Raw genomic sequence first — 22381 nt, 5'->3', positions numbered from 1 at the left:
CATGAGTATTACGGTCTATCAAAACCTTACAAGGTGGTTTTTGCTTGGTTTGCTTGCTCTCATGCTCCTTGGTGGCAGGCTTGCCTTCGCCGGGCAGTCCCCCGCAGAGGTGGGTGCTATGCTAAAGGCGATGGCTGACCCGGCAGGAGCACCCTTTTTCCCTGTGGTGATGCAGGTTCTGCAGGTGCTCACATGGGCTCTTCACATACTCTTTGTCTGGACCTCAATAGGTGGGCTTTTCTATGCCATCTATGGCTTTACGAGAAGAGATGAAAACCACCAGAGGCTTGCGCGAGCCATGCTGGAGCTTTCCAAGGTCTCAGTTTCTCTTGCCATAGTGCTTGGTGTGGCACCGCTTCTATTCTATCAGGTCATATACGACCCCCTCTGGTATGCCTCTGCCAACCTCTCGGCAAGCTGGTATATTATGTTCATAGTTTTTCTTCTGATTGGCTACTATCTTATATGGGGTGCATACTTTACAAAGATGAAGCCTCAACTGGCTATCTTCTTTTCCATAGGTGGTGTCATCTTTCTCTTGCTTGTAGGCTTTATTATCCACGTAGTCAACTATCAGGCTCTTTATCCTGAAAAGTGGGTAGAATGGTATACTTCTGGCGGGACAACCATGAACCACTCTGGATGGAACATCTATAAGTTCAACATATTCAGATATCTTGCCTTTCTGGTTTTCCCCGCCGTGGCAGTCACAGGCGTGTTTATGATGCTCTACGCATGGTATTTTGGCAAAAGACCTGAGTTTGAAAAGAGCTATGTGGATTTCTCCGCAAGGCTGGGTGCAAAATTGGCTCTTGTGGGCGGTGCTGGCTGGATTGTTTTCCATATCCTCTACATACTTTCAATTCCTTCTGAGTGGCAGGCAAAGGGAAGCATCTTTTCATGGCTCTCGGTTCTTGGACTACTGCTCTGCGCCGGGGTAATATTTATAGCCCAGAAAAATCCTGTTGGTATGGCAATCCCTTCTCTTGTAGCAGGCACGGTGGCAACTCTTCTTATTGCAGTCTTTAGAGAATACCTGAGGGTTGCCTCCACCGCACGCTTCGGATACTCCATATACGAATACAAGGTAAACCTTGAGTGGCTCAGTCCCATGCTTTTTCTGGGAACAACCCTTACCGGTCTTATTCTCTATGCCTATGCCTGGTGGATGGCATACAGGGCAGGCAGGACTCCAAAGGGTCAGGTCTACCAGGCCAGCGAGACAGAATACCACCTTGGAGAGGCCTCTGTTTTCATAGTCATACTCTGGGCGGTCGTCTTTATCGGCACAGGCCTCATTATCATAGCCAGAAACTACGTATAAAAGCTCCGGCGGGCGTCTGCCCGCCCTGATAAAATCTAAAAGATGAACATATTCAGAGAGTATGCACCGCTCGTCCTGATACTCCTGGCTATTCCTGTTGCCGGATTCTTTGCAGAAAAGGTTTTGTTTTACAAGCTGAGAAAACTTTCCCAGAAAACACCATGGGGCTGGGATAAGGTGCTTGTGGATGCGTTAAGATTTATGCCCACCTTATGGTCTTTTCTGCTTGCTATCTATCTCCTTTCTGAAGAGGTCAGGCTGCCAAAAGGCATGATTGCCTTCAAAGATAAGTTCCTGTGGGTTATCTTCATCCTCTCCTTTGCTCTACTTCTATCAAGACTCGTAGGAGGCTTTCTGAAACTGTATATGAGTCGCTACAGGGAGGATATGCCAGCCACCTCTCTTGTGGTGCAGTTTGCCCGTGTGGTGGTTCTCCTCGTGGGTGTGCTCGTTGCTCTTGACAAGATTGGCATAGCCATAACCCCCATACTTACGGCCCTCGGTGTGGGAGGTCTGGCGGTGGCTCTGGCTCTCAGGGACACGCTGGAAAACCTCTTTGCAGGTTTTCATGTGCTTGCCACAAGGCAGATAAAGGTTGGAGACTACATAAGGCTTCAGAGTGGCGAGGAGGGTTTTGTGGAAGACATCACCTGGAGAAACACCATCCTCAGACAGCCTGCCAACAACCTCATAATAGTGCCCAACTCCAAGATATCCACCTCCATCATAACCAACTTCCACATGCCCCAGCCGGAGATGAATGTGATAGTCCCTGTGGGAGTATCTTACGAAAGTGATCTGGAGAAGGTAGAGAGAGTCACCCTAGAAGTAGCAAGAGAGGTGCAGAGAGAAGTGGAGGGTGCTGTGCCGGACTTTGAACCAAGAATTCGCTTTACTGCCTTTGGGGATTTTTCCATCAACTTTAACGTGATACTGAGGGCAAAGGACTTTGACAGCCAGCACATTCTCAGGCACGAGTTTATAAAAAGACTTAAAAGACGATACGAGGAAGAAGGTATAAAGATACCTTTCCCTGTAAGGGAGGTCTATCTAACTTCTGCCTCCAAACAGTAGTGTCCCTATCCTCACTATGGTGGCACCTTCTTCTATTGCGGTCTCAAAGTCTTGGGACATACCCATGGAGAGGTGGGGAAGTTCCAACTTAAACTCCTCCTGGAGCTGCTCTCTTAGCCTTCTGAGAAGGGCAAAGTAGATTCTGACCTCCCCAGGGTCTTCCCTGTAGGGTGGGATACACATGAGACCCAGAACCTTTATGTTCTGCATCTGAAGACAATTTTCAAAGAAAGACCTGAGGTTTTCTGGTTCAACTCCACCCTTTGTCTCTTCACCCCCCAAGTTGACCTCTATGAGAACCTCCTGAACCCTGCCAAGTTTCTCTGCCCTTTTCTGAAGCTCTTCCAGCAGGCTTTCCCTGTCCAGAGAGTGTATGAGGCTAACTTTGTCTATGATATACTTTACCTTGTTGCTCTGAAGCCTGCCTATAAAGTGCCAGTCTATGGGAAGGTCTCTAAGCTCCTGGTATTTTTTGAGAAACTCCTGAACCCTGTTTTCTCCAAAAGTCTTCAGCCCGCAGTGGAAAAACTCCCTGAGCTTTTCAGAGGGAACGCCCTTTGAGGCTCCAAGGAGGAGCACCTCTTCCCTTTTTCTACCTGCACGCTCACAGGCTCTCTCAATTCTCTCCTCTATCTCCCTCAATCTATCACAGCTCATGGCGTTAACCTAACGCCTGCTTCTTGAGCCTCAGCCAGGTTTTAGCTCGGGGACACGCTGACCTGCGAAGATATCCTCCGGAGCCTGTCCAGATATGGAGGCGAGCCTCTCGTTGAGCTCTCTGAGTTCAGACTTCACAAAAGAGTGGCTTACAAAGTCTACTTGTCCTCCCGGGTCTATGAGATAGATGGTGGGCACAATCTGCACATCATAATCAACAGATACCCAGTAGTCTGGATAGTCTACGAGCTGAGGGAAAGTCAATCCGTATTTTTTTGCAAATTCCCGCACCGCATGCTCCGGGTCCTGAGCTATGCCCCAAACTGTCACCACATGCCCGTAGAGCTTATGGAGCCTTTCTACAAAAGGCAACGTGAGCTGACAGGCAGGGCAGGTAACCTTATAGAAAACAAGAAGTTTATAGCCAACAGTTTCTGCCAGAGAATGGAAGTGGCCCTCTCTCTCTGGCAGCTCAAAATCCTTCGCCTTTTCTCCCAACTTTAGCGGCATGCGTCACCTCCTGTGCTGAATCTGTATCTGAACGCCTCCACCCACGTCCACTTTGCCCTCCTCTCTGCTTACCACCGCTGAGCAGCTCGTCAAAAACAGAATCAGAAGACTAATCCAGAACATCTTTAAGCACCCTGTAGGTTCTGCTGGCAGGAAGACCCATAACCGTGTAGAAGTCCCCCACTATCTTTTCCACAAACCTCGCACCCATGCCCTGCACCGCATAGGCACCTGCCTTGTCCATGGGTTCATCGGTGGAAATGTATTCCTCTATCTCCTCCCTTCCCATCTGTCTAAATTTGACCCATGCTGTGTCATGGAAGCTCACCCTTTTTCTGGGAGATATTATGCAGACGCCTGTTATCACCCTGTGCCATCTTCCCGAAAGGTTCACAAGCATCTGCCTTGCCTCTTCCCTGTCTCTGGGCTTCCCCATTATTCTGTTTCCAAGCACCACAAGCGTGTCTGCTCCCAGCACAGTGGCAAACTTGTAATCTTTCCATACGGTAAAAGCCTTTTTGAAGGCGAGCCTCCTTGCGGTAAGTATGGGCCTGCCCTGATGGCTCTCTTCCACATAAGAAGGTATCACCAGAAACTTAAAGCCAAGCATGCTGAGTATCTGAACCCTCCTCTTTGATTCGGAGGCAAGTATTAAAAGTCTCACCCTCTATATTTTAAACCTTTTAAAGGTGCTGGTCAAAAGGTCAAGAAGCACATGAAAAACTTCAGAGAGGACCACTCCCAGTGCAAAGTAGAAGACCTCTTCTCTATGGGCAAGCTCTGAGAAAAAGTCAAAGGGGTCAAAGCTAAGGAGAAGGTCCTTCAACTGGGGCAGATACTCAGAGGAAATACCCAGCAGGACAAAGTAAAGGAACAGAAACATGAAGGAAAAGTATGCAAGCCTTAGAAAAGTGCCCAGAAGGGGTATGTGGGATGCTCCCCTGTGCTTTGAAAGGAGCTGATAAGGTCTCCAGACAATTTTCAGAGTCTTCCACCTTTTTGATGGTTTTGAACGGGAAAGGTCAAGGTCTGGAGAGAGAAAGAAGGTTCCAAAGAGGTATCCAGCTGTGAAGGGAAGGTAGAACTCCTTTGGCAGGTAATACAGACATGCAGGGAGGGCAAGGAGGTTCACAAAGTCGTGACTTCTTCCCAGAGCCAATCAGACCTCCACATCCACCAGCAGGAGCGTGTTGGGTCTTCTCCTGTCTGGCTGATAGACTATTCTTCTTGGTTTTGCCCCGGGAAGGGGTAGTCTTCCATTTATATTGCTGTCCCAGGAAAGCAGATTGAAGCCCTCAACCCTAAACATGAGCCTCTCCCTGCTGCCACCCACAAGCCTGAGGTTCAGGGGCTCAGACAGAAATACAGGCTCAGGAAAACCTTCACCGTAGGGCTCAAGCTCTTTAATGGTCTGGTATAGCTCCTGGTCCACATGGCACAGGGGAAGGGTCATGTCTATGTATAGTTTTCCTTCCTCTGAAGAGAGTTCGGAGAAAAGAGGTATTGCCAGGCTTTCAAATTCTGGTATGTTTTCTGTTCTTATGGTGAAGCCTGCCGCAGAGGCATGTCCACCCCATTTAACAAAAAGATGGGAAAGTCTTTTGAGTATTGAGTGCACATCCATACCTTCCACTCCTCTCACGGAGGCGCTTGAATATTCCTTACCCACTGATATGACAACGGCAGGTTTTGAGAAGAGTGCCGAGAGCCTGCCAGCCACTATACCCGCAACACCTCCAGCCCAGTCCTCAAGCTTGACTATGATAACACTCTGCTGGCTCTGCTCACGAGCCTGCTGGATAGCCTTATCAAAGGCCAGATGGCTCAACTGCCTTCTGTGCTGGTTTAGCCTGTCTATCCTTTCCACCAGGACCCTTGCCTTTTCTTCCTTATCTTCGAGAAGCAGCTTGAGTGCCACATAAGGCTTGGCAACCCTGCCGGGTGCGTTCAGCCTCGGTGCAAGGGAAAAGGCAATGTCCCTTGAGCTCACTTCGTCCCTAATGCCTGACCTTTCCATCAAAAACCTTATGCCGGGTGCATGGAAGCCACCCTTCAGCACATGGTTCAGAAGTCTTATACCGTTAGAGACAAGTATCCTGTTTATCAAGTTCATGGGCATAACGTCTGCCACAGTTCCCATACAGGCAAGGTGCAGATAGTTACGCACATCCAGGTCAAGCTCCAGGCTCCTCCTCAGAAGTGCAGACATATAAAAAACAAGTCCTGAGGAGGCTATCTCTCTGAGTTCTCCCCCCTCTCCGAGCTTTGGGTTCACCATTAGAGCTCTTGGCATATCCTCAGGCAGATTGTGGTGGTCAAGCACTATAACGGGTATAGTTGAGTGGCTCAGTTCTTCCACTGCAGTGCTTCCGTTGTCCACGGTTATGAGAAGGTCCGCATACCTGCTGAGCTTGATGACAAGCTCTTTTGTAAGCCCGTAGCCCCTCTTTCTTGAAGGGAGAAGAGGCAGAACCCTTGCACCAGCTTTTTTCAGAAGGTGGTAGAGTATGGCTGTGCCCGTTATACCATCCACATCGTAATCTCCAAATATCACTATCCTCTTGCCCCTCTTTACGTAGCTACCTATGAGTTCTACAGCCTCCTGTATGTTTGGAATGCCAAAGGGTGGAAGAAGCCTACTGAGCCTGCTTTCCAGAGCCTCTTCACCGAGATTTCTGTTGGCGAGGAGTTGAGCTTTCAGAGGTCCAAGCCTTTCAGAAAGGTCCGCCTCAGGCTTTATAAACTCGCTGAGAAGAACCCATTCTTTTCCAGAAATACCTTTCATACCCTTTTCAGAGCCAGAAACTCCTCGCACCACTTTGATATGCTGCCTGCACCCATAAAGAGAAGCACATGGTTATCAGAAACCTTTTCCTCAAGGGCTTCAAAGAGTTCTTCCTTTGTAGGACAGTAAACACAGCCTGCCCTGGCTGCAATTTCTTCTGCTTTTATTCCATAGGAGTTTTTCTCACCAGCAGGGTATATGTCCGCAAGAAGGCAGAGGTCTGCCTCCTTCAGCACGCTGATAAAGTCCTCAAAAAGATGGTAAGTTCTTGAATACCTGTGAGGCTGAAAAACGAGTAAGAGACGCTTTTCAGGATGCATATCTCTTATGGCATTTATAACCGCTCTTATCTCCGTAGGGTGGTGTCCGTAGTCGTCATAAACTGGGGCCTCTCTGAAGTAGCCCTTGAATTCAAGCCTTCTCTCTGCATTCCTGAAGCCTTCAAGAGCTCTGACCACATCCTCAGAACTGAGCCCTGCCTGATGGCATACGGCAAAGCAGGCAAGGGCGTTGTAAACGTTGTGCCTGCCAGGCACACCAAGATGAACTTCACCAAGCTTTTGCCCATCGTGCCAGACCTCAAAGGCATATCTGCCATCTACGAGCCTGAGATTCTCAGCAGTGTAGTTTGCCACTGACCGAATACCAAAGCTCACCACCCTTCTATGAGTCCTCTCTGCTACCCACCTGCAGTTTTCGTCGTCCCAATTGAGCACTACAAAGCCATAAAAGGGCACAGCATCTGCAAACCTGAGAAATGCCTGCTTTATATCCTCAAGGTCTCTGTAAAAGCCTATGTGCTCCCTGTCTATGTTGGTTATGACTGCCACTGTGGGCAGAAGTTTTAGAAAACTGCCGTCGCTCTCATCCGCCTCTGAGATTATGAGATTGTCCTTACCCAGCTTTGCGTTGGAGCCAAACCTCTGAAGGACCCCGCCTATGAGAACAGTGGGGTCATGTCCGGCTTCATGATAGGCATGAGCTATCATGGAGGTGGTGGTGGTTTTCCCGTGAGAGCCGCATATGGCTATGCCCTCGCCCAGCCTGAAGAGCTCTGCGAGCATCTCACCCCTGGGTATGACGGGTATACCAAGCTCCCTAGCCCTTTTTATCTCTGGATTTTCTTCCGAAACCGCCGAGGAGTAGACTACAACCTGAGCATCTTTCAGGTTTTCTTCCGAGTGTCCTATGTAAACCTTCGCACCCTTTTTTCTTAGCAGTTCCGTGTTCTTGTTCTCCCTTATATCTGAGCCAGAGACCTCATAGCCGAGCTCAAGAAGTATCTGGGCTATACCACTCATTCCGATTCCGCCAATTCCCACAAAGTGAAAGCTTTTGACCTTTTCTCTGAACATGGGTATATTATAATTCCCCTCAGTGCCCGTAGCTCAGCTGGACAGAGCGTGGGTCTCCGGAACCCAAGGTCGGGGGTTCAAATCCCCCCGGGCACGCTCATGACCATACGCCAGGTAGTTTGTATCCACATTGAGAACAGGCTCCGTCTCTAAGGTGGTTCACTGTCCTGTAGCCAAGCCTTTCTATTACCTTTTTACCACAGCCTGGGCAGTAAGTGGACTCAAGGTCCTCATTCCAGTAGTTGCCTACATAGACGAAGTTAAGCCCCTCCTCCTTGCCAATCTCATAAGCTCTTTTCAGCTTTTCTATTGCGGTTGGGGGAACATCCAGCATCCTGTATGCGGGGAAGAACCTGGATACGTGCCAGGGTATGTCTTTAGAAAGACTTGCTATAAAACGGGCTATTTCCTTTATCTCCCTCTCAGAGTCGTTGTATCCCGGTATCAGAAGCGTGGTTATCTCAATCCATATTCCCCTCTTGAAAGCGTATTCTATGGTCTTCAGAACTGGCTTTAGCCTTGCACCGCACACTTTTCTGTAAAAATCATCTGAAAAGGACTTCAGGTCTATGTTCATGGCATCAAGGCAGGGTAAGGCTGTGTCTATTGCCTCTTCAGTTTCGTATCCGCTCGTGACAAAAACATTCCTTATACCTTTCTCCCTTGCAAGTTTCATCACATGATAGGCAAATTCAAAGAAGATTACAGGCTCATTGTAGGTGTAGGATATGGAGGGGGTTCTGTAAAGCTCTGCGAGTCTCACGATTTCTTCCGGATTCATCTCTTCACCAAAAACCTCGTAATTGTGCGTCTGGGGATACTGGGAAATTTCCCAGTTCTGGCAGAACTGACAGGAAAAGTTACAGCCCACTGTGCCTATGGAAAGGCTGTGGGTAGAAGGTAGAAAGTGATAGAGGGGCTTTTTCTCTATAGGGTCAACGTTTATGGCGGACACAAGTCCATAAACTGTCAGGTAGAGGCTATCGCCTTCCTTTACCCTCACCCCGCACTTCCCGTATTCTCCTTCTCCAAGAAGGCATCTCTGATGGCAGGCTTTACACAATATCTTTCCATCTTTCCTTTCACTGAGCCATGCAACAGCTTTCACAGGTTTAAATTTAAACCCATGATAGTCAGAAAACCAGCGGTGGCGGGCTACTTTTACCCTTCAGACCCGTATGAGTTGAAAAGAAGGGTAGAAGAGCTGATGGAAGAGACCTTAGAGCCCAGGGGTGAAGTAATGGGTCTTATAGCACCCCATGCGGGATACGATTACTCTGGAAGAACTGCAGGGAAAGTCTACTCCCTCATCAAAGACAAACTCATAAGGAGGGTGCTTCTCATCGGACCCTCTCATTTTGTAGACTTTGATGGTTATTCCTTTGGGAGCTTTGAAGCCTTTGAAACACCCCTGGGAAGGGTGTTTGTGGACAGGTTAAGCGTTGAGAAATATGCAGGGGAAAGGAGGGAATTTTTCCAGGATGAGCCGCACCTGTGGGAACACTCCCTTGAGGTTCAGCTCCCCTTCCTCCAGCTTGCCCTCGGTGAATTTCTGCTAATCCCTGTAGTTTATGGAAGGGTCAGGGCACAGGAATTAAAGAAACTTATTGAACACTTCTGCAAGGAGGATACACTCTTTGTGATAAGCTCGGACCTCAGCCATTACTATGATGAACAAACTGCAAAAAGACTTGACAGCCACTGCCATGCGTGGATTCTGTACGGGGACAAAGAGCAAAAGGGATGGTGTGAAGCCTGTGGTAAAAAGGGCATAGAGGGCGCTCTGCTTTATGCAAAGGGAAAAAATATGAGGGCAATCCTTGTGCATTACAGCACCTCAGCAAAGGCATCTGGGGACAGGAGCAGAGTTGTGGGATATGGGGGATATGCCTTTATCTCATGATGTAATAGAGCATGAAGGGGTAATGATTTAAAAAGCCCTCAAAGTCCTCCTCCATGAGCCTTCTTATAAGACCTCTTCTTTCCTCCATATAGAAGACCCTAGCCCCGGGCACCCCTGCCAGTTGTCTCGCCCTGTTTATGGCATCCTGAAGGTTTCCAGGCTCGTCCACAAGACCCAGCTCCTTTGCTACCCTGCCCGTGAAGATTCTCCCGTCTGCTATTTCCTTTAGCTTCTGTTCACTTATCTTCTTTGAGCGGTATTTAAGGATAGCCTGAAGGAACTGTTCATAGGCATCTTCTATGGTCCTCTGTAGATACTCTTTTTCCTCGGGCGTCAGTTCCCTAAAGGGGGATAGGGTGTCCTTGAACTTGCCCGTCTTTATGGCTGTGGTCTTTATTCCAAGCCTTTCAAAGAGGTCCTTGAGCTCCGTATGCTGAACTATGACTCCTATACTGCCTGTTATGGTTCCGGGGTTGGCAAATATCACGTCCGCAGGTGCAGATATGTAGTACCCACCAGAGGCGGCCACATTTCCCATGGAGACCACCAGAGGCTTTCCGGAAGTTTTAAAGTCCTCAAGGGCTCTGTATATCTCCTGAGAGGCTCCCACAGAGCCTCCCGGGCTGTCAACTCTCAGCACGAGGGCCTTGATGCTTTTGTCCTCTTTTGCCTGCTGAATTCTTGATACTATCCTGTCGGGCTCAATTATGGCACCCTTTACCTTTATGACTGCCACCCTGTCGCCGACGGGAACTCTTGAAAGCAAAGAACTCAGAAAGCCAAGCACCAGAACTATTATGCCAAAAATTAAAAGCCTTCTAAGCCACTTTTTCATGTCTTTTTTCCCTCAGAAGCCAGAGGGCGAGAACCACAGAAGCGAAGACCATAAGCAGGGCAACCACCTGATTCCACGTGAGCCCAACTCCAGGAATTGGGGGCGTTACCCCCCTGTAAAACTCAAGGGAAAACCTGAGAATACCATACAGGAGCATATAGAGGGAAAAGACAAAGCCATCAAAGGGCTTTCTCCTGTATGCCAGGAGGAGTATAAGAAAGATAAGAATCAGACCGGAGAATTCCATGAGCTGGGTGGGATAGAGGGGCATATAGGGAGGTGCAACCGCACCTGGAGGAAAGACCACGTAGAAGAAGGGAAACCTGTCAGAAATATGTATACCCGGAAGGACAGAACCATCAACTGGAAAGGGCTTACCATAACAGCACCCCGCAGAGGTGCATCCCAGTCTTCCAATGGCATGGGCTATGCTGAGGGAAACCACCGCCATATCTGCGGTCTTCCAGAAGGGCAGGCGGTATTTTAGCATTCCCACAAGCGCCCCAAGCACTCCACCCACAAGACCCCCGAAGAAGTTCATACCCCCATTCCATATGGCGAGTATGTCCTTTAGGCTCTGAACCTGCTCGGGGTGTTCTATCACATAAGAAAGCCTTCCACCCACTATGCCAAGAAGAAGGGCAAGAAGAAGCGTATTCTCCACGTGGTTTGGGTTTATGGCTTCTTTCTTTGCAAACCTGAGCATGAGCCAGTAGGCAAGGAGCGCCCCCAGGGCCACGAGAACCCCGTAGGTGTATATCTTTATGCCAAATACTTCTATCAGTACAGGATACATAGCTAAAATTTTAAACTATCCACTGTGAGGGTAAGGCTTATACCCTCTGTATGAATTCTTATGGCTCTTGCATAACCTTCCCTTGACCATTCAAGATAGCTGAGAGTAAGCTTTCTGTCTCTATTCTTATCGTAAAACTCTGCAAAGCTGAGCCTTCCATCTCTGAAGACATACCTTGACCTGAAAAGTCCCTCATCCCTCTCAAAATAGACTCCAGAGGGAGAGCAACCCATCTTCTCATCACCTCTGAGCACTCTGCCAAAGATTATGCCGTCCGGGCTGACAGGAAGGTCAACGCAGGCACCTCCCACACAGAGATTGTTGAGGGACACTTCAGCACTTTTCCCCTCACCACTTATTGTAAACCTGCCCTCAGACTTCTGAACACTTACAGGAATCCTCAGAAGTCCATACCTGAGAGAAAGAGCCGCAGTATAGGATTGTGGAGCACCATATTCAGAGTAGGCCCTTTTTACCTCCTCCCCCTCAGGGCACACAAGGGGTGCGCAGGAGGCCAGAAAGAGAAGAAACAGAACAAACAGCTTCATGGCTAAAGCTCCCTCCTTACCCTGACTGCATAGTAATGGGCATAGAGCCCCTCCGCCCTAGCAATACTCTCAGCAGGCTCTGCAACCCTTTCAAAGCCCTCTCTGGAGAGGTATATGACGGAACTCTTTTTCAGAAAGTGATAAACACCCAGCGGAGAGAAAAACCTTGCAGTTCCACCAGTTGGTAAAGTGTGATTTGGGCCAAGCAGATAGTCACCAAGGGGCTCAGTGGCGTATTTTCCAAGAAAGACAGCACCCGCATGCCTTATGTAGGGAAGGAGGGAAAAGGGGTCCTCTGTAAGCACCTCAAGATGTTCCGGGGCTATGTAGTTTGCCACTTCACATGCCTGATACAGGTCCTCAACCAGAAAGGAAGTGCCAAACCTCTCAATGGACTTTTGAGCTATCTCCTTTCTGGGGAAGTCCTCAAGGAGCCTCTCTACCCATTGAGAAACCTCCCTTGCATACTCCTCGTCTGTGGTCACCATAAAGGCACCGGCAAGCTCATCATGTTCTGCCTGAGACAGGAGGTCAGCGGCAACCCATCTCGGGTCAGCGGTCCCATCTGCAATTATGAGTATCTCAGAGGGTCCTGCTATCATATCTATGTCCACCACTCCATAAAGGAGCTTTTTGGCAAGGGCAACGTATATGTTTCCCGGCCCCACTATCTTGTCCACCTTTGGGAGGCTTTCTGTGCCAAAGGCAAGCCCTGCAACCGCCTGAGCTCCACCTATCTGATAGACCCTGCTTACCCCTGCTATAAAAGCCGCCGCAAGGGTGTAGGGGTTTGGCTTTGGGGAGACCATTATCACCTCCCCGACACCAGCCACCACCGCAGGAACTGCGTTCATGAGCACAGTGGAGGGATATGCCGCCTTACCACCCGGCACGTATATACCAACCCTATCCAGTGGCAGAACCCTGTTTCCAAGGATTATGCCCTCCTCCTCTACAAAAAAGCTTCTTTCAAGCTGTTTTTCGTGAAACCTTCTTATTCTTTCATGGGCGATCTCGAGGGCAGACCTCACATCCTCCTCTATCTCATTGTAGGCTCTCTCAAGCTCTTCGTATGGAATCTCCACAGTCTCTGGCGTGAGCCTTATGCGGTCAAACTTTTCCGTATACTCTATGATTGCAGCGTCCCCCTCCTTCTGGACTCTCTGAATTATCTCCTTCACCACTGGCTCGTATTCCTCTGTGAGGACCTGCCCTCTGTTTTTCAGGAAGTTGAGCCTCTCGTTAAACCTCCACGCAGAATGCCTTAGGTCTTCTATGCGCATATTTGAAATTATAACATTAAAGAATCATCCTGAGATAAGGGCTATTAAGCTCTCGGGATGGTCAAAAAATTCCACTTTTCCGAATGTCATAAAATCCTGCTTACTCCAGTGTGATCTGTGGTTTTCAAGAGGGTTCTCCTCAACCACCTGCGCGAAAAACTCCTTAGGTGTAGTTACAATAACTTGTCTTCCCACTCTGAATGCCTCCTTCAAAATCCACATACCGGTATCTTTGTCAAAGTGTTCAATCACATCCAGAAATAGAACCATATCATAGGATTTTGAATTAAACTTTAGAATAGCAGATTCTATATTGTCTATAATAACAAGGTCAATTTGCTCAAGAAATATTCTGCATAAAAAGCCATAAATCCCCATACCACAACCTAAGTCAAGTATTTTATAAGGATTTTCACGAAGAACTATTTCAAGAACTTTACTTATTTGAGATGGATTACTCCAGGGCATCGACTCAAATTATACCACACTTCTCAAATTGTTCAGCGTCACCTAGCTGATTGAATTTCTATCTTCTAACTTTTACTCGGTTTTATCGTTTCTTCGGAGCAATAAACAACAAAAAAAGCTTAAATTAAATACCGGAGGATATACTGAACACTGCAAGCATCATTGAAAACACTAAAAAGCCAATAAGAAGACCCATTACGATTATTATTGCAGGTTCTAAAAGGCTAATAAATTTCTTGGTCATATCTTTAAAATCGTTACTGAACTGTGTGTATAGCGTGTGAAATGCGCGGTGTAACTCACCAGTTTGTTCACCTATTGATATAATTTCTGTAAATATATCAGGGAACAACTCTTGTTTAATAATAGCCTGATTCAGGCTTGAACCTTTTAAAACTTCAGCCTTAACCTCCACTAACTTATTCCTTACAGCCAACATGTTCACAGTTCCTGTAGCTATATCTATAGCAATATTTAATGGCAAATTACTTTTCAATAAAAAATACATGCTCTGTGAAAACTTTATTAATTCAAGTTTTAATATCACATTTCCCACAAAAGGCATCTTGAGTAGAAAAATTTCTAAAGGTTGTCTATATTTCTTGATTAATATTCTCACAGAAATTAAGATTAAAAGAAAAAATATTAACGAAGAAATAACTATATAACTAAAAATATCAGATATGGCAAAAGCAATTTTAGTTAAAAATGGTAGTTTTATGTCTGCACTCTGTAGTACAACTTTGAATTTTGGTATGACGTATAAACTTATCAGCATAAAGGATAATATACTGACAATGAACAAAAAAGATGGATAAATTAATGCGTTTATTATATGTTTTCTTAATTCATTTCTTTCCTGTATTGCATAAAGTAATAGTTCCAAGATATCTTCGAGATTACCACTTTCTTCTCCAGATTTTACCATCTCAGTATAGCTTCTAGGAAATATACCAACCTTTTTTAAGGCAGTGCTGAAGGCATCACCAGCTCTAAGTGAATTCAGGATTTCATTTAGTTCTCTTCCATATTTTTTTTCTGACTTACAAAGGAACAGTATAGCTCTATCTGTGGTTAAACCAGATTTTAAGAGTTGATACAACTGTCTTGTAAATTTTTCTAAGAACTTATAATCTATGGAAGCATCTCTTGGAGCCAACTCATCTATATGAAGCACCATAATACCCTGATTTTTTAGCTGACTAACCACATCCCATTTACTTTCTCCTTCAGCAACCCCTTCTATTAATTGCCCGTTGTAGAATGCTTTATACTTGTATTCCATCATATTTTCCCCGCCTTAATGTTAATTGTATATTCATAAACATTTCCAGTCTTATTTCTTACCTGAAACTCTATATTCCTAAAGCTCTGTCTGAATTTTGATTCTAACGTTTGAGCATCAGTTGTTTCTCCCATTATACTGATTTCGCTTTTTTTGATAGATAGACCTATTATCCATGAATCTTTAGGTAACATCTTTGCCATCAATGAAATCAACTCAAGAGTTTTTATACCAGATACTTTTTCAACAATATGCTTACTAGATGAAAGCCTGTCGTTGAGCATTGTGTACTCAGCAACTAGATTTTCTGTTTCTTTTAATTTCCCTTCTACGTTAGCTATCTTATACTTCCAGTATATAAAATTTCCAACTGACACCATCAGCGTGAATAAAGTTATTGCACTTACAAAAGCAGCGTAAGCGACATGTGATTTATTGAAGATAAGCCTTCTATCCAGATAGGTCAATTTTGGAACATAGTTTCTTTTCAATACATCAATAAGTAATTTTGCTGTATCTATTTCAATTCCTTCTTCTATACCATTTCTTATAAACCAATCTATGAGTTGTCCGTGCTTAAACTTAACTACTTCGCTGTAGTTTCTTCTTTTTATCGTAAATGACTCTTCGGCATCAATCACGGGATATATGTATGCAGAAGGAGTTATCAGTTTTACTTTTTTAATCCTTCTAATGCTTTCTATCAGCGTCTTTTCCACTGCAATTATTATCACTTCTATATTGTTATCATGATCAATGATTTGATATAAAAATTCTATTTCTTCTATATTATAAGGAAAGATGTCATCAGCATTTAAAGATATGGCTTCCTTAATATTGTTTTCCGCTTCTTTAGGTAATTTCCATTTTCTAACAATTAATAAATCTCTGGCTATGGCGACTGCAGATTCTATATTAGAGTATGGAGAAACCAAGAATTCATCTATAGTTTTGAAAAAATACCTTTCTCCGCTGCTTAAAAGCACATCTAGACCTGCTTTGCTTAATTCTATGCCTGCAAATTTTCTCATGCTTTTTATTATAGCATTATACTTAGCGTTATGCAGCTCTTAGAGTACGTCTAAGAAACCCTGCCTAAGCTTTGTATATGTGACAATGCCTATTAATAACGATATAATGGATATTCCAAAACAGGTTATTAAGGTAGTAAGGGTCGCTTCTCCAGAAGCTTGGAGATAGATGCCTTTAACCATGTGAAAAAACGGATTTATGTTTATAAATATTCTTATTTTTTCTGGAATGAAAGAATATGGATACACTATTGGAACAGTATAAAACAGGAAATTCATTATGGGACCGATTACATATGGTAAATCTCTTATATACACAGCCAGAGACGAAAGTATTAGAGAAAACCCTATACATAGGAAATACCACAAAAAAATCATTGGTAGCAATTTAAAAATTATACTAATAGCCTCTGCTTTAAGTAATGGTATTGTGTATAAAAGCACGATAGGTGTATACATAAAACCTACTGTGGAGGAGGATACAACATATGTATAGGGAGGGATAGGAGTCTTCTTAATTAAATATCTATTATCCAATATAGCAATTGAGCCTTTACTAACACCTTGCAAGAAACCATTCCAAAAAGCTATACCGATTATTAGATAAGCTGCATAAGGTATATTTGCCGTTACTTCTTTTGGAAATCTGGCCTTAAGGACATGCTCAAAAATGTAGTAAAAAATGAATGTCTGGATTAGTGGAGTAATAAGAAACCAGAGCAGACCCAGTTGAGAACCAGCGAAATTAAATTTCAACTCCCTTTTTATATTGTTGAAAATTAAACTCAGGCTTAACATCCCTATTGAATTATATACTTCTTTTGATAAAATAGCTTTGCCTTGTATGAGGTATAATTAAGAGCATGATTAAAAATATAGCAGAAAAGTATCCAAAGTAAAATGATTGGCTTCAATACACCGGCAAGTTTAGACCTTGAAAAAATAAGGAAAATATTGGTGCTTGCCCCACATCCCGACGATGAGCTCTTGGGTTGCGGTGGAACCATATGCGTTCTTAAGGAAATGGGGAAAGAAATACATACAATCTTTTTATCCGTAGGAGAGAAGGCAGGAAACCCAGAAATTAGAAAGATGGAAGCACTTAAGGTAAGAGAGGAACTTGGCTATGACCGCGTGGAGTTTTGGACATATCCAGATGGGGGTCTAAAGTTCTACGAGCAAGATATAAAGGAAAAAATAAAGACTTATGCAATAAAACAAGATGTTGATTTTATATTCTCCACAGCGCCTTATGATTTTCATGAAGACCATAGGATTTTAGGAAGTTTATGTATAAAACTTCATACTGAACTACCCACCATAAAGTTTTCATTCTATTCTGTTTATAATGATATTATAGGCAATTTTAATGTAGATGTTTCAAAATATATGGACAGATTAATAAAAAGTATTTCCATGTATAAAAATAGCCTCAAGGAGCTTTATGGTATTGGAGATAAGTTCATAAGTATTAGAAAATTTAATGGTTTAATTCTTAGATACCCTAGAAGATTCTACGAAAGCTTTATACTACTGGAGGATAGTTGGGAAGTTCAAGACTTAGTAGTATACCTCCTTGGAGAATTTTTTTATCTTGATATATTAAGAAACATTAGACTTTTAGAAAATGAATTACAGAAGAAAAATGAGGAGTTGGCACACTATAAGAAGGAACTGGAGGATTTATGGCATAATTACAACTCACTTATGCATATCAAAAACAACATGGAACAAGAGCTTGCTTGTATAAAAGCTTCTAAGTTCTATAAAATTATGATGAAATACCAGAAAATTAAAGATTTTATCATGCCGAAGGGTGGGATACTCAGAAATCTTTACGATAGGTTAATGGGTAATGGGTAAACATGTTATCATAAGGGAGTATAAGCATGGCGATGAAGTGAGAATATTAAATCTTTTTCACGAGGTTTTTGGCAAGGATTTGCCTATAGAACTTTGGAAGTGGAAATATATGAACCATGGATTGGGGACTTTCGTAACAGTGGCTGAAGAAGGAGATGCTATAATAGGTCACTATGGATTGGTTCCAAGAAGGGTGAAATTTGAAAAATTAGAGGGCCTTTCTGCAGTGGTCTCCGATGTCATGGTGCATTCTTCAAAGAGAGGAGCTTTTACGAAAAGAGGGATTTTTTTCAGGCTAGTTGAGCAGTCTATAATAAAATTTTGCCCAAACTCAGACGAAAGAAAAATAATTCTCCCGTATGGCTTTCCAACGATTAGAGCCAGAGATATTGGTGTAAGACTTGGACTTTATGAAGAAGTAGAGAATTCTACTGAAGTTGAATTTATTTATGGTAACGGTCTGCTTAAATTTATTTATTCAGTTAGGAAATGCACCCTAACGGAGGAATTCATTGAGCCGTTATGGGACGTAATGAAGAAAGAAATGTATGATTTAATAATAAATTATAGAGATTACAGGACATTAGCATGGAGGTATTCTCAACCAGGTGCAAAGTTTTCTTTCTACTGCACTTTTAAGTTTCTTTCTCCCGTGTCATTTTTAGTAGTAAGGGAAGATACAGAAGTAAAAAAGATATACGATTATGTTGGTTCTATAAAATATTTAAGTGAGTCCTTAAATGCGGTGGCAAAATTATACAATACTCCGCTAAACATGAGGTTCATGCCCTGGGCTTTGGATAAACTCAGAGGATTGAAGATACTTAAAGTAATAGATGGCCCTACCCTAGTTGCAAATGCCGTAACCGGACCGAGGGCTGAAGAACTTAAAGGGAAATTTTTTTACACTTACGGTGATGAAGATGTATAAAGTATTACAGCTAGGGAAACATTATCCTCCATTTATTGGGGGCACGGAAAGATTTATAAAAGAACTAACAGTCTCTTTGAACAGGAAAGGCATAAGATGCGATGTTCTATGTGCAAATGACAGTGCGGCTTATGAGGAAATAAACTATGATGATTATAGAGTCATCAAAGTACCAACGTACTTTCGTTTAGCATCCACGAGCATAGCACCGCATATGATTACAAAACTTAAAGAAATTTCTAATCAATATCATATAATACATGTCCATATGCCCGATCCTATGGCAAATCTTGCGTTGTTCTTCTCTCAACTTAAACTTAAAGCAAAAATTATTTTACAGTGGCACATGGAAATATACAGATATAGGCTTCTTATGATATTTTATAAACCTCTTTTGGAATGGCTCTTTAATAGGGCTGAGCATATAATAGTATCATCAAATAATTTAAGAGAAGAATCAGAATTTTCTAAATTTATGCAGAATAAAACAACTGTTATACCCCTCGGAATTGACATAAATGAGTTGCATCAATATGAGGAAGACTACTATTATGCGGATTATATAAGAGAACTCTCAATGGGCAGAAAAATTGTCCTTTCTGTGGGAAGACTTGTGTATTATAAGGGCTTTGATGTACTCATTAATTCGGCCAAATTTTTACCAGAAAATGTTGTTATTCTGATTGCTGGAGATGGGCCTCTAAAAAAAAATTTAGAGGAAATGGTAGAGTTTCTTGGATTAAAGGGAAAAGTTTTTTTACTCGGAAAATTAAATCAAAAGCAACTAGTAACTTGTTACAAGAGGTGTGATGTTTTCTGCCTGCCGTCCAAATATAAAACAGAAGCTTTCGGTATAGTTCAAGTAGAAGCCATGTGTTTTGGTAAGCCAGTTGTTAGCACAAAACTAAGAGGATCAGGTGTTTGTGAAGTAAATCTGCATGGAGAAACAGGTTTATGTGTAGAACCGGGAGACAGTAAAGGTTTAGCTGAAGCAATAATAAAAATACTTGAAAATGAGGAAAACTATAATATCTACAGTAAAAAAGCTAAAGAAAGAGCTAATATCTTTAGCATTGAGAGAGTAACAAATAATTTTGTGAACATATATGAGAAAGTTTTACAATCATAAGGACATTTTATATGTTTTGGGTATGTTATTATGTGATTTAATCATCTATTATATTTCTCTTTATCTTGCCTTTGAAAGTAGATTGAGTATTGGGAATAAGTTTAAAAATATACTACCAGAATTTAATAATGATTTTGATGATGTTATTAAGATAGTTTGGATACCATTTACATTATTGCTTTTTTTATTCTATGAAAGGCTTTATTCTGAAAAATTCCCCTATCAGGAAGAATTAAGAAGAACGCTCAAAGCTGTAGTATTTTCTTTTATAACTGTATTTTTTATAGTTGGAGTGGCAAAACTTCAGCACGAAATATCAAGACTGTTGGTTTTCTTTACCTTTTCCTACCTTTTTATCTTACTTCCCATGGCCAGACTGCTGTTCAAACTATTGCTTCATAAGTTAGGAATAGGAATTAAAACTCTTTTACTTATTGGTTTTCAAGAAAGATACAGGGAAGATATAGAAAAGTTGCTTAAGGATGTGTATTTGGGATACAGACTAATAGGAATAGTAGCTGAACAGAAAGGCAATCTGGTTTTAAACGACACAAAATATAAAGTGAGAACTTATGATATCATAAGGAAATTGAATCTTTTAAAAAGAATACATACAGTTGCCATATTCTCAGAGGGCATTAGCAATGAAAAACTGTCAAGCCTTGTTATACAATGTCAGAAAGTAGCCAAAGAAGTTATTATTATACCTTCCATAAGGACATATAATGTGCTGAATTTAGAAATAATACCCATGTATTTCCCTCAGTTCCTCTTTTTAAAATTTAAAGACAATCTCAAATCAGGAGTAAATATTGCATTAAAAACTTTAATTGACTACATTTTAACTATTATTATGCTGCCAATTGCGTTAATAATAGGTATTTTTATATCCATAGGTATAAGATTAGATAGCTCAGGGCCTATTATAATAAGTCAAAATAGAATAGGAAAGGACGGTAGAGTAATAAAGGTTTATAAATTCAGAACTATGTATAAGAACGCTGAGAAGATTCTGAAAGATATTTTAGCTACAAATGAGGATTTGAGGAGTGAGTGGGAAGAAAAAAGGAAAATGACAAATGATCCAAGAGTTACCAGATTTGGAAAATTTTTAAGAAAAACCTCGCTTGATGAACTTCCTCAGCTCATAAACGTGCTTAAGGGCGAGATGAGTCTAGTAGGCCCAAGACCTGTAACAGAGGATGAACTAGAAAAATATTACAAAGAATTTTCAAATCTCTATCTTCAGGTAAAACCTGGGATAACAGGATATTGGCAGGTGAGTGGTAGAAGTAAAGTTGACTATGAGACAAGGGTTGCCATGGATGTTTTCTATATTCTAAACTGGTCCCTATGGCTTGATTTTTTTATAATCATAAAAACCGTATGGGCTGTAATAAGAGGGGAAGGGGCTTACTAGTGGCTTAGCTGGGTTTGTTTTCAATTTCAACATTGCCTCGTAATCTAAAAACACCCATGTCTAACAAATCACTTTTTTGCACGTTTAAAGGCAAAGTTTTTACATCGTATATCACACTACCTGTTTCGTCCAATAAATATATCTCTATGTTGTATAGTCCATGGAGTATTGGAAAATCTGGAAACGAAAAATACACTGTAGCTTTTTTAATCATATTAACCAGCTTATTTTCATGTTTGGTGCTATAAACCGATACCCACAATCCATCATTTCTCTTAAAGACAACTCCTATATGCAATTTGGTATGGTTCTTAGAGCTAATTTCTACCCTTATCTGAAGACTTTCACCTGGCTTTATTATTTCCTTATTAGTTGCTACATATGAAATCCAAGCAGGAGCAGATGCAGGGCTTTCAAATTGAACGTTTTGATTTATTGTATTATCCCCTATTTTATTTTTTTCTCTCATATAATCCTCATATTCTTTGACCACATGAAGTGGGTCACCCTCCATTACTACTTCCCCATGTCTAAGCCAAATTACTCTATCGCATATGTTGGTAACCTGGTAAGAAGAATGGCTAGTGAAGATGATAGCTCCTCCTTTTTCTCTGTATTCTCTGAGTGCATTAAAAGATTTGTATTGAAAGTGTATATCACCTACCGCAAGGGCCTCATCCACTATAAATATTGAAGGTTCAACTGCAAGCACAGTTGAAAAGGCTAACCTCACGACCATACCAGTAGAATATGTTTTTATCGGCTTATCTAGAAAGCCCCTTAGTTCTGAGAAATCTTCTATAAAATCCATTTTCTTCTTGATTTCACTTCCAGACATGCCGATGAGTTTAGCATACATAAATACATTATCATAACCCGATAAGTCTGGGTGGAATCCTGCACCTAACTCTAATATTGCGGCTATCTTCCCATTTACTCTAACTATACCTCTGGTAGGAGGGAGAACTCCTGCCAGTATTGAAAGTAAGGTGCTTTTCCCCGCTCCATTTTCACCTATAATACCAAGAACTTCCCCCTTTTTTAACTTTAACGAAACATTATTCAACGCCACGTGTTCCTGATGATACTTTTTACCTGTAATTATTTCTTTTAATCTATCCGCTGGCTTTCTGTATATCTTGTATATCTTGGTTAAACCAATTGCCTCTAAGACATAAGACATA

The 22381-nt window shown here is 42.6% G+C and carries 23 protein-coding genes and 1 tRNA gene; 8 read left to right on the top strand and 16 right to left on the bottom strand.

Annotation, left to right across the window (positions count from 1 at the left end):
* Nucleotide 1 precedes the first annotated feature (1 nt).
* Nucleotides 2–1324, top strand: a complete 1323-nt coding sequence (locus ACKRDP_RS06025; protein ID WP_409153873.1) for a hypothetical protein — start codon at nt 2–4, stop codon at nt 1322–1324.
* Between the two features lie 42 nt (nt 1325–1366).
* On the top strand, nt 1367–2398 hold the full coding sequence (locus ACKRDP_RS06020) for a mechanosensitive ion channel family protein (RefSeq protein ID WP_409153872.1): 1032 nt from the start codon (nt 1367–1369) through the stop codon (nt 2396–2398).
* Here the strand turns inward: ACKRDP_RS06020 and ACKRDP_RS06015 are convergent.
* The 6 genes from ACKRDP_RS06015 to murC all read right to left on the bottom strand — a co-directional run bounded on the left by ACKRDP_RS06015 (nt 2375) and on the right by murC (nt 7705).
* Nucleotides 2375–3055: a YggS family pyridoxal phosphate-dependent enzyme gene (locus ACKRDP_RS06015; RefSeq protein ID WP_409153871.1), complete on the bottom strand. Its 681-nt coding sequence runs from the start codon at nt 3053–3055 to the stop codon at nt 2375–2377. The genes ACKRDP_RS06020 and ACKRDP_RS06015 overlap by 24 nt on opposite strands.
* Nucleotides 3056–3085: 30 nt before the next feature.
* A complete protein-coding gene (locus ACKRDP_RS06010) occupies nt 3086–3565 on the bottom strand; it encodes a peroxiredoxin family protein (protein WP_409153870.1) in 480 nt (159 codons plus the stop codon).
* A gap of 109 nt (nt 3566–3674) precedes the next feature.
* Nucleotides 3675–4229, bottom strand: a complete 555-nt coding sequence (locus ACKRDP_RS06005; RefSeq protein ID WP_409153869.1) for a Maf family protein — start codon at nt 4227–4229, stop codon at nt 3675–3677.
* Nucleotides 4230–4232: 3 nt separating this feature from the next.
* Nucleotides 4233–4724 (bottom strand): metal-binding protein, encoded by a 492-nt coding sequence (locus tag ACKRDP_RS06000; protein WP_409153868.1) that lies wholly within the window; start codon nt 4722–4724, stop codon nt 4233–4235.
* Nucleotides 4725–6380: a single-stranded-DNA-specific exonuclease RecJ gene (locus ACKRDP_RS05995; RefSeq protein WP_409153867.1), complete on the bottom strand. Its 1656-nt coding sequence runs from the start codon at nt 6378–6380 to the stop codon at nt 4725–4727. It abuts the gene before it with no gap.
* Nucleotides 6347–7705, bottom strand: coding sequence for a UDP-N-acetylmuramate--L-alanine ligase (gene murC, locus ACKRDP_RS05990; protein WP_409153866.1), 1359 nt, complete (start codon nt 7703–7705; stop codon nt 6347–6349). Before murC ends, ACKRDP_RS05995 begins: the two co-directional genes overlap by 34 nt.
* 22 nt (nt 7706–7727) lie before the next feature.
* On the opposite strand from murC, the gene ACKRDP_RS05985 reads away from it, so the two are divergent.
* Nucleotides 7728–7801, top strand: a tRNA-Arg gene (locus tag ACKRDP_RS05985).
* Nucleotide 7802: 1 nt separating this feature from the next.
* Here ACKRDP_RS05985 and amrS read toward each other — a convergent pair.
* A complete protein-coding gene (gene amrS / locus ACKRDP_RS05980) occupies nt 7803–8813 on the bottom strand; it encodes an AmmeMemoRadiSam system radical SAM enzyme (protein WP_409153865.1) in 1011 nt (336 codons plus the stop codon).
* Between the two features lie 18 nt (nt 8814–8831).
* On the opposite strand from amrS, the gene amrB reads away from it, so the two are divergent.
* Nucleotides 8832–9608, top strand: coding sequence for an AmmeMemoRadiSam system protein B (gene amrB / locus ACKRDP_RS05975; protein WP_409153864.1), 777 nt, complete (start codon nt 8832–8834; stop codon nt 9606–9608).
* Here the strand turns inward: amrB and sppA are convergent.
* From sppA to ACKRDP_RS05935, 8 genes are all read right to left on the bottom strand, one after another.
* A complete protein-coding gene (gene sppA / locus ACKRDP_RS05970) occupies nt 9598–10443 on the bottom strand; it encodes a signal peptide peptidase SppA (RefSeq protein ID WP_409153863.1) in 846 nt (281 codons plus the stop codon). The two genes, amrB and sppA, sit on opposite strands and share 11 nt — an antisense overlap.
* Nucleotides 10427–11239, bottom strand: a complete 813-nt coding sequence (gene lgt, locus ACKRDP_RS05965; RefSeq protein WP_409153862.1) for a prolipoprotein diacylglyceryl transferase — start codon at nt 11237–11239, stop codon at nt 10427–10429. The genes sppA and lgt overlap by 17 nt, the downstream gene beginning before the upstream one ends.
* Nucleotides 11240–11241: 2 nt before the next feature.
* Nucleotides 11242–11787, bottom strand: a complete 546-nt coding sequence (locus ACKRDP_RS05960; RefSeq protein ID WP_409153861.1) for a hypothetical protein — start codon at nt 11785–11787, stop codon at nt 11242–11244.
* A 2-nt stretch (nt 11788–11789) separates the two neighbouring features.
* Nucleotides 11790–13070: a histidinol dehydrogenase gene (gene hisD / locus ACKRDP_RS05955; RefSeq protein WP_409153860.1), complete on the bottom strand. Its 1281-nt coding sequence runs from the start codon at nt 13068–13070 to the stop codon at nt 11790–11792.
* A gap of 24 nt (nt 13071–13094) precedes the next feature.
* Nucleotides 13095–13538 (bottom strand): class I SAM-dependent methyltransferase, encoded by a 444-nt coding sequence (locus tag ACKRDP_RS05950; RefSeq protein WP_409153859.1) that lies wholly within the window; start codon nt 13536–13538, stop codon nt 13095–13097.
* 124 nt (nt 13539–13662) lie between these two features.
* Entirely contained in the window at nt 13663–14826 is a 1164-nt protein-coding gene (locus ACKRDP_RS05945; protein WP_409153858.1) for a type II secretion system F family protein, read from the bottom strand.
* On the bottom strand, nt 14823–15854 hold the full coding sequence (locus ACKRDP_RS05940) for a type IV pilus biogenesis protein PilM (RefSeq protein WP_409153857.1): 1032 nt from the start codon (nt 15852–15854) through the stop codon (nt 14823–14825). The genes ACKRDP_RS05945 and ACKRDP_RS05940 overlap by 4 nt, the downstream gene beginning before the upstream one ends.
* 39 nt (nt 15855–15893) lie before the next feature.
* Nucleotides 15894–16652, bottom strand: a complete 759-nt coding sequence (locus tag ACKRDP_RS05935; protein WP_409153856.1) for an ABC transporter permease — start codon at nt 16650–16652, stop codon at nt 15894–15896.
* 102 nt (nt 16653–16754) lie between these two features.
* On the opposite strand from ACKRDP_RS05935, the gene ACKRDP_RS05930 reads away from it, so the two are divergent.
* Genes ACKRDP_RS05930 through wbaP form a run of 4 tightly spaced genes read left to right on the top strand, consistent with a single transcriptional unit; the run spans nt 16755 to nt 21197 of the window.
* Nucleotides 16755–17717, top strand: a complete 963-nt coding sequence (locus ACKRDP_RS05930; RefSeq protein WP_409153855.1) for a PIG-L deacetylase family protein — start codon at nt 16755–16757, stop codon at nt 17715–17717.
* A complete protein-coding gene (locus ACKRDP_RS05925; protein WP_409153854.1) occupies nt 17710–18648 on the top strand; it encodes a GNAT family N-acetyltransferase in 939 nt (312 codons plus the stop codon). Before ACKRDP_RS05930 ends, ACKRDP_RS05925 begins: the two co-directional genes overlap by 8 nt.
* Entirely contained in the window at nt 18641–19777 is a 1137-nt protein-coding gene (locus ACKRDP_RS05920) for a glycosyltransferase (RefSeq protein WP_409153853.1), read from the top strand. The genes ACKRDP_RS05925 and ACKRDP_RS05920 overlap by 8 nt, the downstream gene beginning before the upstream one ends.
* Nucleotides 19755–21197 carry an undecaprenyl-phosphate galactose phosphotransferase WbaP gene (gene wbaP / locus ACKRDP_RS05915; protein WP_409153852.1) on the top strand — a complete coding sequence of 481 codons (1443 nt, stop codon included), beginning with the start codon at nt 19755–19757 and terminating at the stop codon, nt 21195–21197. The genes ACKRDP_RS05920 and wbaP overlap by 23 nt, the downstream gene beginning before the upstream one ends.
* Before the next feature lie 4 nt (nt 21198–21201).
* On the opposite strand, the gene ACKRDP_RS05910 is transcribed toward wbaP, so the two are convergent.
* The gene (locus tag ACKRDP_RS05910) at nt 21202–22380 is read right to left on the bottom strand and encodes an ABC transporter ATP-binding protein (RefSeq protein WP_409153851.1); all 1179 of its coding nucleotides are present in this window, start codon (nt 22378–22380) and stop codon (nt 21202–21204) included.
* Nucleotide 22381: the final 1 nt, after the last annotated feature.

It is taken from the genome of Pampinifervens navoyensis, from assembly GCF_046159715.1.
Taxonomy (GTDB): domain Bacteria; phylum Aquificota; class Aquificia; order Aquificales; family Aquificaceae; genus Pampinifervens.
The sequence above is the reverse complement of the archived record's forward strand: the minus strand, read 5'-3'. Positions and strand labels throughout refer to the sequence as shown.